Raw genomic sequence first — 15,476 nt, 5'->3', positions numbered from 1 at the left:
ATAGTCATATGAGATATTTAAAGAGGACTTTTTTTATATTCATTTTGTGTATTTCGTTATCCGCCCATACCCAGGCACAGAAAACAATAGCCGTAAAAACAAATATACCGTATTGGGCAACGGCTTCTCCGAATTTGGGTGTGGAAGTGGCATTCCGCCACAAAATGACCTTCGAGCTATCCGGCGGATATAATCCCTTTGAGTTTGGAAACGACAAGCAGTGGAAGCATTGGATTATCTGGCCGGAAGCACGTTATTGGCTGAATGAGACATTTAATGGTCATTCTATTGGCCTGCATGGCGTGTTTGCCGGATTCGATGTGGGTGGATTGGAATTACCGTTTAATCTGGTACCCGAACTCAAGAATAGACGTGTCGAGGGAAATATAAACGGAATAGGTTTAAGCTACGGATATGCCTGGATAATCGGCAATAGTTTACTTCTTGAAGTAAGCGCAGGGGCTGGATATGGGCGTTTGAAGTACGATGTTTTTACAAATGGTGACAATGGATATAAGACAGACTACGGTCAAAAACATTATATCGGCCCTACAAAAGGGGCTATCTCATTGGTATACCTCTTTTGAAATGAAATATCTCCTAAACTATTTTGAATATAATTACCTCACTCATTACCGGCATCAATGGTTTTGCGGGTTCCAATTGCTTTAGAATGAAGGGGCAGGATAAAACTATAATTACCCCTGAATCTTAGACAACAAGTATCATTAATAAATTTTTGATGTAAAACTTGTCAGTTGAAAAACAAGCCGTATCTTCGTATAACTCATTTGAAATAAAGCATGAACTATCATGAAAATTAAAGAGCTAAAAATACGAAACTTCAGAAGGATCGACAATCTGCATATATTACCCGATCGTCAAATTAATGTAATTATCGGGGAAAACGGAGCAGGGAAATCGTCGCTGTTGGATGCAATAGCATACTTGCTTTCCTGGTTTACAGCACGGATCGTAAACTTGAAAGGTAATGGAAACACCATTAAATCCGACGATATATCCGTAACGGAAAGAGACGCAGAAATAAGTGTATGTTTAGATCCCGGCAACAATACTCCCGAAATAGCGTGGAACCTATACGGTTCCCGGAACAAACTGGAGAAAGCAGGCAAAACAGACCTGTCTGAATTGATGAATTATGTAAAATCATTGTTATCATTAAAAGATAGTAATTCTATATCATCCGTTCCCATTGTGGCATATTACCGGGTCAACCGCTCGGTAACGGAGATCCCTCTGCGAGTAAAAAAAATGGAATATGGGAATATTTTTGAGGTATATAAAACTGCGTTTGAGAATAAGACCGGTTTCAGGGCATTCTTTTCGTGGTACCGCAACCGGGAAGATCTGGAGAATCAAAGAATGCGTTTTGAAAATGCGGGGGAAGATCCGCAACTCTCAGCCGTACGCCGCGCACTGTCCTCTTTTTTCCCGGATTACAACGATCTGCATGTCAGACGCAATCCCATGTCTATGGTGCTTAAAAAAGGAGACACCCTATTTAATTTGAATCAACTTTCCGACGGAGAACAATGCTATCTGGCATTGATATCGGATCTATCGCGTAAGCTGGTTATTGCGAATCCCGAATCGCAAGATCCCCTGAAGGGACACGGTATCGTTCTGCTGGACGAAATAGAATTACATTTACATCCATCATGGCAAAAAGGAGTGATAGATAAATTAAAAGAGGTTTTCCCGAATATACAATTTTTCATCACCACCCACTCTCCTCTAGTTGTATCAAATATCAATGCGGAGCAATTGATTTTAATGAGAGAAGGCGAAAGAGTGTACACATCTTCCCTGTCCTTCGGAAAAGAAGTGAATGATATTTTGATTGATTTCTTCAACCTAAGCAGTCCGAGAGGCATCGAAATGGAACGATCCATAGAAGAGGCAAAAAAAGCGCTCAGATCCAACAATAGAGAGGAATACAACAGGTTGATGGATAAAATAAAGAATCAATTACCCCCATCCGATAAAGATGTTATAGCCATGACATTAGAGGCCTACCATTTATGGAAGTAGTGTTGTATGAGACATATTGAAAAAAAAAATTCGCCCGAGGTTTTTCAGGATTTCATCCTGAAAAATAGCCCTGCCGTGTGGGATGATATACATAAGTCTCAACTTCGGATATATGAAGATATCTGTGAGGTGCTTTTAAAAGAACAGAATAATCTCTGTGGTTATACAGAGTTACCGTTGAATAATAAACACATAGATCATTATCATAAACGAGTACTATATCCCGAAAAATGCTTTTGCTGGGATAATCTTATCATGGCTACCCTAGACGATGATTTTGGTGCCAGATATAAGGACAAACAAATTAATAGGAAGGAAATTTACAACGAAATATTTAATCCGGTTGTAGATAATCGTAAGCATTCGGTAAACCCCGTCCTATTTTAACTTCTGATCCTTGCTATATTTGCCCATAAAAAATAACATGTGGACATTACAGCAGTTTGAGGAGATATTTGATCGTTACCAGTCCAGCGGGCTTCGCATAAAAGAGTTTTGCCGGAACGAGTCAATCGTTGAATCCAGGTTTTATTACTGGCAGAAGAGATTGCAGGAGCACAACTACAGAACAGCTCGAGAGTCCGGTTTTGTTCCGATCGTCTTTACCGGTTCCAATTCATTGCCTGCAAACAAAGCAGTCCATCAAAAACCGATTCCGGTGCATGTTGATCCCATACCAGGGAATTTTCTAGAAATAGTCTATCCCAATGGCGTTAAAGTGCGTGTTCCCATTGGGACTGATCCGACTCAGCTGCGTTCATTAATCCTTTTAACCCAGTAAGCCATGTTCAATCTGAACGCCTCGATGCGTTACTGGCTTTACCCTTTTCCAACGGACATGCGTAAAGGGTTCTACACTTTAAGCGGGCTGGTCACTGAGGGGATGGGACAGGATGTACGCAGCGGTGACGTGTTCATCTTTCTGAACCGTCATTGCACGAGCATGAAAGCATTGCACATGGAGCACGGCGGACTGGTGATCTACTACTTATGGAAAACTTTGGATAAAACGGTTTGATTTGTGCCAGTGATTTCGGTCTATGTGTGCCTGTAATTAGCAAATTTACAATGTACAAAAAATGGCAATGTTGAGTGTACAACTTTTGGCAATATCCAATGTACAGGTTTAACATTACATTAACTATCTCTTTTTTATTGTATTCAACTGTTTTTTTATTCTTTCTCAAGGAAAGTTTTCCGGTTGTCCATACGGTAACCGTTTCCCTCGAACCTGATCACCTCGCAACGATATAGCAGTCGATCCAGGATGGCTGTGGCTAACACTTCATCATCCAGTGTCTCCGCCCACTGGCTGGGTGACTTGTTAGTGGTGATGATGATCGAGCACTGCTCATGCAGGTGATTGATCAGATTGAACAGAGCCACCGCTTCACTCTTTTGCACCGGGAACATCATGATGTCATCTATGGCAATCAGGTGTGCCTTGGTGTATCGCTTGTAGGTGCTCATTGCCGATGAGATGATTTCTTTCCTGTTGAGCACGCCTATCAGGTCAGCCATGGTGGTAAAATAGGCCCTATAACCTTTCTTGATGGCATCATTGACCAGTCCCCCGGCCAGGTATGTTTTGCCCGTACCGCTTGGCCCCATCAGCACCAGGTTGTATAGCTGATCGACCCAGAGCAGCTCCCTGAGCTGTGTCATCTGCCTTATGCCGATGCTGCTCGAGGCCTTGTAATCGTACTCGTCAAGCTCGTGTGCACGTGGCAGACGGGCCAGTTTAGTCCTGCGCCGGTAATCATTCAGCTGTCGCTGCTCTAGCTCTTTTATAAGCATGTTCTCCAGGAAGTCCGCGTATCCCGGTGTATCTATGCTCGCCTGGTGAAGCATCGGCTGCAAGTTTTTGCTCAGGTATCCCAAACGAAGTATGCCGGCATATTGCTTCATGTTTTCTATCTGCTTCATAGCTCCATGATTTGATCGTACCGGTTTATCTTGCTTCTCTCGGGGATGTATGCATCCGTGTCATACTGACTTGTTTGAACACCGTCATGCAACACGCTTACAACAGGCAAGGGCTTCTTCTCCCGGCGTTTTAACTCCCGGTAATGTGATGCGGCTTCTTTCAGGTAAAGGGCGTTGTAGAGCCCATTGTCGAGGCAGTAATCAAGTGCACTGCCAACGATCTCCTCACCATATTCGCCCATCACCTCCCTTATCATTTTCAGATTGTCTCTCAGATAACGGGGCTTATACTTGTGTATCTCCTCTTACCTTGCCTTTTTCAAGACTGACGGGGTGCTCGGCCAGAAGGATGCCTTGCCGGTTGGAAAGCGAAAGGGTGCCATCCTTGACCTTGAGTAATACCTCCGGTCCCTTCCCGTTATAGGTGCCATATGGGACCCTGTAGAAGTTCCCCTTGTAACTGATTGTGTTATCTTTTCTCACCGTGTAGGTGGGAATCTCATCCCGGGGGATTGCCGGTGAGGGGCGAAAAAAGGAGAGATGCTCCTTTTCAATCAACCACACGTCATGGGGCAGGCGCTTCGTCGTGGCATGTTTGGTGCCGTTCGCCTTGCGCTCCAACCAGCTCAGGACTTCCTCGTTGAGGCGATCTATATCGTGAAAGGTACGCGCGCGAAGAAAGTTGTTTTTCACGTATCCTACCACGTTCTCGACCCGGCCTTTGCTCTGGGGATCGGCCTTGCGGCAGAACTCAACGCTGATACCGCGTTCATCCCTGTAGCGACGAAAATCATCAGCCAGGAGATAATCGCCAAGGTTCTCACTTTTCAGAAACACCGAGTCCTGATCATAGAGAAGCTTCCCGGGGATACCCTCTATATACTTGAAGGCCTGCTCGTGAGCCTGGACGGCTGTTTTCCCGGTGAAGGGAGTTGTTTGGAAAAACACATATTTGTAGCGACTGCGTGACAGGACAAGGGCAAAAAAATAAACCCTGCGCCTACTGCCGTCCAAACGTCGCATCTGTGCTGTACCGAAGTCAACCTGCGCCTGGCTGCCATATGCAAACTCTTCCAGGGCTTCCGTCTGGCGGATCTTCTCCGGTACAGGGATCTTCTCCTGACGCCGCACGTGCTGGACAAAGTTGTATACAGTCTTGCTGTTCACCTTCGGCAAGTCGGCGTATTTCTCCTTCAGCCGGTCTTCTATCACTGCCGCCGGCAAACCATTGTCTATACTCAATAAGGAAAGAACGTCCGGGTAATATGGCGACAGAACAAGTTCGTATACACGTTGTTTCATTGAAAACTCATGAAACTCTTCTTCACTCATCTTCTTGTACCTGGAAACAGTTCTGCGATCAACACCCAACTTTTTTGCAATTTTACTGTCCGAATTGCCCGGATTACTGGAAAGTTCTTTAACTTCGTACCACATACGTACCTTTCTAAGGTCATGTATCTGAGTCTTCATAGTGTTTGTATTTTCGTGAATTACAAATATATGAAGACTCTTCTTTAACCCTTTTTATGTACATTGCATATTGCCAATTTCTGTACATTCAATCTTGCCGAAAATTGTACATGCGAAGTTACTGATTACAGTGCCACCTTTTTCGGTTCAAACCGTGCCACTTTTTACGGTTCGATTTGTGCCACTTTGAAAAGATCAAGTTATCTTGCAGACGGATATTTCACATTGGCTCGAAAACATGGTCTATTTTGAGTTACTACGCAGATATAAAAATGTTTATGTAGGAAAAATCAATAATATGGAAGTCGATTTTGTTGTTACCGATGATGACGGTTATACCTCATATTACCAAGTGGCATGGACTACAATGCAGCCCGAAACGCTTGAACGTGAACTCGCTTCACTGCGGGCAATAAAAGATTCCAATCCGAAATATCTGCTCACAACCGATATTGACTTAAATCCGGTTTATGACGGAATACGCAAGTTGAATGTAGCAGATTGGCTATTGCAAGGCAATGATAGATGAAATAGCGGTCAGCTTGCTGATGTAAGGGCAGTTTACAAAAAGTGCTTAGGCCTAACAAGCAGTTAACATTCGTTAACAGCATCCGGCGGGGCACGAGACCGGCAAGCCGAAGCATTTTTTGATGTGACTTTTTGAACTAAACGAGAGATATACGGACAACTATTGCACAACGTTTGCAATCGTCCCTAAAAAATGATGCAAGGATAACCACACATTAGCAATATATACCACGGCAAAAAATATCGGTACATATCCATCTATTAAAAAGCACGCTGTATTATCTGTTTATGTTTATAAGGCAAAGTCTTTTTTGTCACTATTTTGTTACTAATAAAGCCTAAATGTTATATTTAAGAACCTTATATTCAATTCGTTAGTTTTGAAATATAAGATATTTGCCTAATAACCTGACGGTTGAAAACATAAAATCGGGAAATACGGCGGTAAAATAATCTTATTGTCTCTTCCGCCTCAAAACTGATGAAGTACAGAGGACTCGGCTCCGGTATAAGACGCGCCTTGAAAGAGCATCCCAATACGGAATTAATCAATGATACAGAAGGGGAACAGTTTATATCCATACTCCATAGAAGCCGCATTAGGAGATAAGAGTTCCAATACCGTGCTATCGGTTCATGGTGGGAACCTAAAGGCAATCAGAATGATATTGATATTGTGGTGTCCACGGTATTGATGGTAAATCCTTACGTCTTTTAGATAAAATTAAAGAGAAAAGTTTGGAGGATTTGGACATTTGTCTTATTTTTGAAGACGATTATCCACACATGAGATGATGAACAGCGAAAAAAATAAGAAAACGTGTACTGACGAAGTATCTGATATTTTAGAGCAATATGATAAAAAAATCAAGTTGCCAAACACGCCCGATCAGTACTTTTTTATAGATAAGATAAAGGTTATTGAAACGATTAACAAAGGGATACCTTATTCTTTTTTTAACCGGATCCAGGATTACTCGCCTTTCACGGAAAGTGAATGGGCCACGCTTTTGAGTATTTCAACCAAGTCGTTGCAACGCTATAAATCGACTGAAAATTATCGTTTCAAACCCCTTCAATCCGAAAAAATAATCGCTATGACGGAAGTTACCAAAGCCGGCATGGATTTGTTCGGTAATATCGATAAATTTAAAGAGTGGCTGAATACGCCCAGTTATGCCCTGGGAAATTTAAAGCCGATGGAATTACTTAGCAGCTCGTATGGAAAAGAGCTGGTAATGGATGAATTGATAAGGTTGAACCAGGGGATACTTGTATAAATTAATCCAAGAATGGAGGTATTCAGGCTTGCAAGGGAAGCATATGCCCATAAACTCTCGGGAAAAGGGGCTGCAATCAGGGGCGCCCGTTGGAACTCCAAAGGGATTGAACTGATTTATACGGCAAGCAACCGGTCGCTGGCAATGGCCGAAGTAGCCGTGCATCTCACGTTGGCCACGCTCCCGGATGATTACCGGATGATCACGATTTATATTCCGGACAATATTGCCATAAAGGAGGTTTTGGTAACGGATCTACCAGACGACTGGAATTTCTTTCCTCATCCGCTTTCCACCCAGAAGTTCGGAGATGATTTTGTGTCGGAGAATAAATTTTGCCTGTTGAAAACTCCTTCAGTAGTAACGAAAGGCGATTATAATATCCTCATTAATCCCCATCATAAAGACTTCAACAGGATAAAAATCGTCAATATAGTGGAGTTTCCTTTTGACAGGCGAATTTTCAAGTAAGATATAATTACCCCCAAACTTTAGACAACATCAGTCATTGTGCTTTCCATCCAATAATGGATGCAAAAATGAAAAAGTCAACAAAATAATCATGTTCAGTGTACTCATATACAACGATATAAAACCCGGTAAAATCAGGAAGCTATTTGACAAAACAGTGGAACAACTTTCACGGGGCGATTTTGCATCGGCCGAAGTGAAAAAGATGACGGGAACCGGCTACTACCGGGCCAGGCTGGACTACGAAAACCGATTGCTGTTCAAATTTGGCCGCCACAAGGGCCAGACCTGCCTGATGATCATGGAAATCATTTTTAACCATGCGTATGACAAATCCCGTTTTTTGCGGGGAAGTAAAGCAGATGAAGCCAAGATGGTCCCGGTCAAGGACACGCGGGAAATACCTGATGGTGATTTTATGCCGCTCACTTATGTGAACCCCAAGTATCGTCATTTCCACCTGCTCGACAAGGTGTTGTCGTTCGATGACCACCAAGACGAGATACTATCTCTGCCCTTGCCGCAAATCATCATCGGATCGGCCGGAAGCGGGAAGACGGCACTTACACTTGAAAAGATCAAATCGCTCTCGGGCCGGGTGCTCTATATCACCCTCTCCCCCTTTCTCGCGGAAAACTCGGCGCGCCTGTTTTATTCCTACAATTACGAAAACGACAAACTGGAAATTGATTTTCTTTCTTACCGGGAATTCATCGAAACACTGAAGATACCGAAAGGGAAAGAGATGGATTTCAGAACATTCGAAGCATGGTTCTCCAAGCACCGGCAAGCCTCCAAACTGAAAGACGCCCATAAGACATTCGAAGAATTCCGGGGTGTGATCACCGGGTACGATGTCACAAAAGAGTACCTCCCGCTCGAAGAATACCTCTCGCTCGGGGTAAAACAATCCATCTTCCTGGCCAACGAACGGAACGCGGTGTATAACCTGTTTGAAAAATACCTGGATTACCTGAAAGGAAACGGCCATTACGACATCAATATCCTTTCGCATCAATGGCAGCCCTACTGCACTCCGATATATGACTTTATCGTGGTGGACGAAGTGCAGGATTTCACCAACATACAGTTACACATCATCCTCAAGTCGCTGAAATCACCGGCCAACTTCATATTATGCGGCGATTCCAATCAGATAGTACACCCCAATTTCTTTTCATGGTCGCACCTGAAAAGCATGTTTTACCATAGCGACATGAAAGAAAACGAAATGAAAATACTCCATGCGAACTATCGCAACAGCCAGACCATCTCGGATTTGGCCAACAGGTTATTGAAAATTAAAAATGCCCGTTTCGGCTCCATCGACAAAGAAAGCAATTACTTGGTCAACACGGTCGCCGAAGCGAAAGGGGAAGCCGTTTTCATTGACAACAAGGGAAATACCATCGCCGAAGTGGAACGAAAAACACGCCGGTCGGTCAAATATGCCGTGTTGGTATTGCGAAACGAGGACAAGCCCAAGGCAAGGGAACTGTTCCAGACACCCTTGTTGTTTTCGGTACAGGAATTAAAAGGACTTGAATATGAAAATGTCATCCTCTACAATTTCATTTCCGGCAACACCTCTGAATACAATGCCATTTGCGACGGGGTAACCCCCGGAGACCTGTCGGTTGAAGAACTGGCTTATGCACGGGCGAAGGACAAAACCGACAAGTCTCTCGACGCTTACAAGTTTTATATCAACTCGTTGTATGTGGCTGTCACGCGGGCCGTAAAAAACATCTATATCGTTGAGCAGGCAAAAGGGCACAAGTTGCTCCGCTTATTGGAAGTAGCGGAAGAGACACCGCCGAAAGATCTGAGAGAAGAGATATCTTCGGCCGACGACTGGAAGCAAGAAGCAAGGCGTCTCGAAATGCAGGGAAAAACAGAACAGGTGGAGGCCATCAGAAAAGGCATCCTGGCTACCGAAAAACCGAATTGGGAGCCGATGACCATCGAACTGTACCGGAAAGCCCGAAAAGAGGCGCTTGACCCGGATAATTTTAACAAAAAGGCGAAAGACAGGCTTTTTGACTTTGCCCTGCTACATAACCAAACCGTGATTATGAACCAATTGGCCGGCTTAAATTACAAACGGGCTGAGCGTTACGAGTCCGAACGGCCTTCGTTGTTCAGAAAATATTACCAATCCTATAGGGTGGACAATGTGAAAATGATCATCCCCCTACTCAACAAGTACGGGATAAACTACCGGGACGCGCATAATTTCACCCCCTTGCACGCGGCCGCTTTCGCGGGAGCCACCCTCATCGTCAAGGCGTTGCTTGGTAACGGCGCCAACCCCGACCTACAAGATACTTTCCGGAGAACACCTCTTCAGATAGCGCTCGAGCAGGCTTTTGTATCCACCGACTATGCCAAAAACAAACTGGGTAAAATTTATTCCTTGTTGCTTTCCGAGTCAATGAAAATAGAGGCGGACGGGCATTTGATCAAGATTGACGCCCACAAGGTGGAATACCTGCTGATCAACCTGTTCATCGCCGTGCAACAAGTGATCCTTCAAAAGAAATCGTATTACGAGGAGATGGGGGTCAAAGTAGATGACCTGCTCGGGAGTATCCAGCATTTTTCGGGCGCGGTAGTACCTTCCCATCGCAAGAAACGGGAATACCTGCTGTCGCTTCTCGCCAAACATGAAGTTGACAGCAACAATCCTTACAATAAAAAATTATTCAAACGGGTCAGTAGGGGTTATTACCTGCTTAATCCGGCACTATCGATACTGATTGACGGGCAATGGGTGTCGGTAGCAGAAATTTTCGGGAGCACAGACCTGGCGGACGATGAGATCAGGCAGAATGCCTTGCAGATAGCCGAAAAAGAGGCCAGGGAATACCACAAGAAATTGGAAAAGGAGATGAAGAGACGGGAAAAATGGAAGTGGTAGATGTGTCAAAATGATTAAAATATAAGTTGAAATGATTTATCTATTTGTCATTGTCTTACTTTTCGCCGCGGAAATCGTTTACTTCCGTATCGCGGACAAATATAACATCATAGACAAGCCCAACGAGCGGAGTTCTCACACCCGGATCACGCTGCGGGGAGGCGGCATTATCTACTGGGTCGCCGCCCTGCTTTACGTGTTGCTCAATCCATCGGAAGCGGCAGTGTGGTTTTTTACAGGTATCACCATCATTGCGGGAATCAGCCTTTGGAACGATATAAAAGGCTTGGGCCAAAATATCCGGTTAATAATCCCCCTGCTGGCCATGACGTGTGTGTTTTACATGACAGACATATTCGGGGGCTATCCCTGGTGGGCTATTGTGATTGGATATATCCTGTTTACGGGCATTATGAACGCATACAACTTCATGGACGGCATCAACGGCATGACGGGATTGTACACGCTGGCGGTACTGCTCCCAATGATCTATGTGAACATATATATACAACCTTTCACCGATAACGATTTCCTGCTTTTTCCCCTACTCGCTTCACTGGTATTCCTGTTCTTTAACTTCAGGAAAAGGGCGAAATGCTTCGCGGGCGATGTGGGAAGCGTGGGCATCGCCTTCTGGATCGTAACCCTGTAACTGCTGCTGATCATTAAAACGCAGAACCTGGTATGGATCGGGTTCCTGATGGTGTACGGGGTGGATACGGTATGCACAATAGCACACAGGATTTACCTGAAACAGAATATCATGGAGGCGCACCGACTGCACTTCTACCAGATCATGGCCAACGAACTAAAAACCGGGCACAGGACAGTCTCCATGTCCTATTTCCTGGCGCAACTGCTCTGTTCCACACTGATCATTGCCCTTTACCCCATTGTGGGATGGTGGATCTTCCTGATACTGGTAGTCACATTAGTCGGCATCTACGGAATGAAATTCCGATTAATGAAAACAGTATAATCTGCACGGCATCCATATCCCCGCAGGACAGTGGCACACACTGTTCGTCTGGAAATCAGCACCGTGATTTCCGAAGTAAAAGAAAAAATATTAGGGTTACACCCATAACAAATGAATTTAAATTATTATTTTTGTGGTTATAACCATAAAAATGATATTAAGGCTACTTGCGTATTCCGGTGATGCTGACCCCTTGTCCGGGATGTTGACCCCCTCCGTTCTCCCGGAGGGCACTCCGAAGGTCATCCTTTTTTGATTTATCAAAAAAGGCAAGTACAAAATTATCGATTTTTTCTTCTCAGGGAGTCTCCGTTCTTATGGAAAGCTATTCATAAAAAAGGTGAGAGTTTAAGAAAAAAAAGATAACTTTGTCAAAATAATAGTTTAACAAGTGGGTGCATATCGCCGGAAGCGCTGGGTGCATATCACCGGAATATCAAAATCATTTTAACTTGTAGAACAAAATAATTTTTCTAAATATTTGAATTAGCTTGATCTGCTATGGAAACATTTGATTCAAAAAAACCAGTCTGTATGAGATATTAAAGAGTATCCATGAAGGGAAAATTCAATTGCCCGACTTTCAACGAGGATGGGTATGGGATGACAATCGCATAAAAGGAATATTAGCTAGTGTCGCGAAGTCATTTCCCATAGGAGCAGTGATGCTGCTTGAAAACGGAAATGAATCCATCCGGTTCAAAACAAAAGCCATTGAGGGCGCCCCTGAGGTAAACGGCAAAAAACCAGAAATGTTGATTCTTGATGGACAGCAACGGCTCACGTCACTTTACCAGGCCATCATATCCAATAAGGTTGTAAAAACAAGAAACGCTAAGGGGTATGAGATAAACAGGTGGTATTATATTGATATGCAGAAAGCGCTGGATCCGGATACTGATCTTGAAGAAGCAATATTTTCAATCAACGAAAATAAAATTATAACTGAGAATATTGGTCGCGATGTAGTTTTAGATCTAACAACCCGAGAGAAGGAATTTGAGAACATGATGTACCCCGTTAGCCTTATAGACGAGTATGATACATGGTTCCCATCTTTTTTCGAATTTTGGGAATATGACAAGGAAAAAATTAAGTTTTGGAATGAATTCCACAGAAGAATTATTCTGGGTTTTAATAATTACTCGCTTCCTGTGATTGAAATGACTAAAGAGAATCCTAACCCAACTTTCACCCTCAAAATTATTTTTGATAAAAAATGAGCCTGTTTTATGCTCCTTTGATGTGATAGCCATTTGATATTCAGCGATCGTATTTTTCGGAAGTATGTCAAATCCGGATTGTAGGACACTTTTGAATGCAAGTCTTGTTGTATTTTTGTCTCATGCACGTGAATGTACAACTACGTTTCAATTCCGCCACGGGACAGGAAGCTCCTTACTATCGACTGCAGGAGTCTTATCGAGATGTGCGCGGACATGTGCATTCCCTGATTGTACTGAATATCGGTTTTGAACCATGTCTGAAGCCTCTCCAGGTCAAACGTATTGCACGTGCCTTGACTATGCGTTTTCAACACCGGCATCATGGATCTCTTTTCCCGGAAAATAAGGATGGACTTTCTCACGAAGAGCGCCTCTTTGCCGAACGATACTGGCAACGCATGCTTGCCGAAGGAGGGATCGACCGGTTCAACCAAAAAGAGAACCAATCCAAAGAAGAGTCCGAAAGGTATATAGATTTGGATACAGTAGAACATACCGATGCCCGTAACATCGGCGCGGAATGGCTTTGCAAACAAACCATTGACCGCCTGGGGCTGGAAGATTTTCTAAGAGGCCAGGGCTGGAATGAAAACGCCATTCATGCCGCTCTCTCCCATCTGATTGTCCGAACCGTTTATAGTCCATCGGAATGGGCTACACACCGTGTCATGAAGGAGAATTCCGCTGCTTGCGAACTTTATTCAGGTACTCCGGATTGGACTCCGGGCATCAATGCACTCTACCAAATGCCGGATCGTCTTTATGGGATCAAAGATAAATTGGAACGACATCTTTGCCAAAGGACGGATAACCTGTTCAATATAGATAATCGTATCGTGCTTTTTGACCTGACCAACTTCTATTTTGAAGGCCGTAAAGCAGGAAGTCGCAAAGCGCGTTTCGGACGCAGCAAGGAGAAGCGCAACGACTGTCGATTACTGGTATTGGCCTTGTGCATAAACAGGGAGGGATTTATCCGTTATTCCTCTATTCTTGCAGGCAATACCTCAGACCCCAAATCACTTCCCGGTATGATTGACAAGTTGGCTGTCAAAACCTCCGTCACCAGTAAAAAGACCTTGGTTGTAATCGATGCAGGCATCTCCACCGAAGAGAACCTGCAAGGCATAAAAGAAAAAGGATACAATTATCTTTGCGTATCCCGCACACGGTTAAAAGACTACAGCCTCTCGAAGGATCACCGGACGGTAACCGTACATGACACCAGAAAACAGGAGATTACCTTGCGGGAAGTGCAGACCCGGCCTGAAGAGGATTATTATCTGGAGATCACCTCTCCCTCAAAAGCAATGACGGAAGCCTCCATGAACCGTCAATGGAAAGAACGCTTTGAAGGTGAGATGGAGAAAATCAACGAGGCCATTACAAGGAAAGGAGGTACCAAACGTTACGAAAAAGTAGTTGAACGAGTCGGCAGAGCCATTGAGCGTTATCCCTCCATCGCGCGACATTATCAAATAACGTACCTGTGCAATGAGAGGAAACCAGCTGAAATGCAAAAAGTAAACTGGACGATCAAGGATATTACCGCAATAGACAAAAACACGGGAGTCTATTTCCTGAGAACCAACGTACGGACTTTTGGCGAACAGACGACCTGGGAGTATTATAATTTGATTCGTGAGATAGAATGCACCAACCGGCAGCTAAAAACGGATCTCAATCTACGACCCATCTATCATCAAAAGGATGAACGCAGTGATGCGCATTTATTCTTCGGACTACTTTCTTATTGGATTGTCAATACGATACGCTTTCAACTCAAGCAATCGGGAGAAAACGCTTATTGGACAGAGATTGTTCGCCGCATGTCTACGCAGAAATTGGTGACTACAGAAGCCGTCAATGCCCTGGGTGAGAAGGTGGAACTGAGACAATGCAGTCGGCCGACAAAGCAAGCGGAGAGGATATACTCCATCCTAAAGATGAAACAGGCGCCGTTCAAGAAAATAAAAATATGTAGGTCACAGTCACCGCCAAGGGGATCGTCCTGACTCATTCTGGACAGGATTGCGTGGAAATGTAAGTGAAAGTTGGGTTAACTGTTTGTAAGTTTTCATAGACAACATAATAGTTAATTTTAGGGAGACTCCGGTCTCCTTTTTTGTTAAATCATGTTGCTACTTGACACTCTCCGGGGGCCGCGCGCCCCCGGCCGTGGGGCAAACCCCAGCGGTGTTTTTCATGGTTTATGTTTGAATAAAATCCATGAAAGAAACTACCCCGAGTGTTGCACTTCTAAGTTGAACTTAGGTGCGAATAACAATTGGCCCGAACACGAGAAACGAGGTCGCCAAGAACGGCAATTATATTGATCTCAGCTGCAAAGACGAAATTTATCTTTATCTCCCTACTCGATTCCATTTAAATTATTCAAGTCCATACTTCTTCGGAATAGTTTTTTAGAACATCTACATGGTTCTGTCCAAACATTAGCTTTTCCCCAATATATGACCCGATTTTGTATGTAAATGCCTTTTTTTGTGAATCCAAAAGTTTTTTTTGTCTTTATGGGAAAAAAATCCAAACAGTCCGTACTACTTTTACTTTTAATTTGTACCAAAAAAGGGAATCTCAATAGACAGTCGATAGACTACAAC

The 15,476-nt window shown here is 43.8% G+C and carries 14 protein-coding genes and 1 pseudogene; 12 read left to right on the top strand and 3 right to left on the bottom strand.

Going from position 1 to position 15,476, the window contains the following annotated elements; all coding sequences use genetic code 11:
• The first annotated feature begins 8 nt into the window (after positions 1–8).
• The 4 genes from PSM36_RS06780 (at position 9) to tnpB (ending at position 3,070) form a co-directional block, all read left to right on the top strand.
• On the top strand, positions 9–587 hold the full coding sequence (locus tag PSM36_RS06780; protein ID WP_076930061.1) for a DUF3575 domain-containing protein: 579 nt from the start codon (positions 9–11) through the stop codon (positions 585–587).
• Between the two features lie 226 nt (positions 588–813).
• Positions 814–2,052, top strand: a complete 1,239-nt coding sequence (locus PSM36_RS06775) for an AAA family ATPase (protein ID WP_076930058.1) — start codon at positions 814–816, stop codon at positions 2,050–2,052.
• A gap of 424 nt (positions 2,053–2,476) precedes the next feature.
• Positions 2,477–2,833 (top strand): IS66 family insertion sequence element accessory protein TnpA, encoded by a 357-nt coding sequence (tnpA, locus tag PSM36_RS06765; RefSeq protein WP_076930054.1) that lies wholly within the window; start codon positions 2,477–2,479, stop codon positions 2,831–2,833.
• 57 nt (positions 2,834–2,890) lie between these two features.
• Entirely contained in the window at positions 2,891–3,070 is a 180-nt protein-coding gene (tnpB, locus tag PSM36_RS06760) for an IS66 family insertion sequence element accessory protein TnpB (protein ID WP_232001537.1), read from the top strand.
• A 155-nt stretch (positions 3,071–3,225) separates the two neighbouring features.
• Here the strand turns inward: tnpB and istB are convergent, their stop codons facing one another.
• The 3 genes from istB to istA are packed head-to-tail and all read right to left on the bottom strand — an operon-like array spanning position 3,226 to position 5,451.
• On the bottom strand, positions 3,226–3,978 hold the full coding sequence (istB, locus tag PSM36_RS06755) for an IS21-like element helper ATPase IstB (protein ID WP_076929577.1): 753 nt from the start codon (positions 3,976–3,978) through the stop codon (positions 3,226–3,228).
• The gene (locus PSM36_RS06750) at positions 3,975–4,235 is read right to left on the bottom strand and encodes a hypothetical protein (protein WP_076929580.1); all 261 of its coding nucleotides are present in this window, start codon (positions 4,233–4,235) and stop codon (positions 3,975–3,977) included. The genes istB and PSM36_RS06750 overlap by 4 nt, the downstream gene beginning before the upstream one ends.
• A 28-nt stretch (positions 4,236–4,263) precedes the next feature.
• Complete coding sequence (gene istA, locus PSM36_RS06745) at positions 4,264–5,451, bottom strand: IS21 family transposase (RefSeq protein WP_076929581.1); 1,188 nt, start codon at positions 5,449–5,451, stop codon at positions 4,264–4,266.
• Positions 5,452–5,749: 298 nt separating this feature from the next.
• Between istA and PSM36_RS06740 the strand changes: the two genes are divergently transcribed.
• The 8 genes and pseudogenes from PSM36_RS06740 to PSM36_RS06710 all read left to right on the top strand — a co-directional run bounded on the left by PSM36_RS06740 (position 5,750) and on the right by PSM36_RS06710 (position 14,870).
• Entirely contained in the window at positions 5,750–5,980 is a 231-nt protein-coding gene (locus tag PSM36_RS06740) for an ATP-binding protein (RefSeq protein WP_179947216.1), read from the top strand.
• Positions 5,981–6,460: 480 nt separating this feature from the next.
• The gene (locus tag PSM36_RS17795; protein WP_262503451.1) at positions 6,461–6,589 is read left to right on the top strand and encodes a hypothetical protein; all 129 of its coding nucleotides are present in this window, start codon (positions 6,461–6,463) and stop codon (positions 6,587–6,589) included.
• 181 nt (positions 6,590–6,770) lie between these two features.
• A complete protein-coding gene (gene parS, locus PSM36_RS06735; protein WP_076930048.1) occupies positions 6,771–7,259 on the top strand; it encodes a type II RES/Xre toxin-antitoxin system antitoxin in 489 nt (162 codons plus the stop codon).
• A 12-nt stretch (positions 7,260–7,271) separates the two neighbouring features.
• A complete protein-coding gene (locus PSM36_RS06730) occupies positions 7,272–7,730 on the top strand; it encodes an RES family NAD+ phosphorylase (RefSeq protein WP_076930047.1) in 459 nt (152 codons plus the stop codon).
• 91 nt (positions 7,731–7,821) lie between these two features.
• Positions 7,822–10,650, top strand: a complete 2,829-nt coding sequence (locus PSM36_RS06725) for an ankyrin repeat domain-containing protein (protein ID WP_076930045.1) — start codon at positions 7,822–7,824, stop codon at positions 10,648–10,650.
• Between the two features lie 31 nt (positions 10,651–10,681).
• Positions 10,682–11,629: pseudogene (locus PSM36_RS06720) on the top strand (MraY family glycosyltransferase).
• A 572-nt stretch (positions 11,630–12,201) separates the two neighbouring features.
• Complete coding sequence (locus tag PSM36_RS06715; protein ID WP_076930043.1) at positions 12,202–12,852, top strand: DUF262 domain-containing protein; 651 nt, start codon at positions 12,202–12,204, stop codon at positions 12,850–12,852.
• Positions 12,853–12,974: 122 nt separating this feature from the next.
• Entirely contained in the window at positions 12,975–14,870 is a 1,896-nt protein-coding gene (locus PSM36_RS06710; protein WP_076930042.1) for an IS1634 family transposase, read from the top strand.
• Positions 14,871–15,476 lie beyond the last annotated feature (606 nt).

The organism is Proteiniphilum saccharofermentans, from assembly GCF_900095135.1.
Taxonomy (GTDB): domain Bacteria; phylum Bacteroidota; class Bacteroidia; order Bacteroidales; family Dysgonomonadaceae; genus Proteiniphilum; species Proteiniphilum saccharofermentans.
Note: the sequence above shows the minus strand (reverse complement) of the source record. Positions and strands in the feature narration are given on the sequence as shown.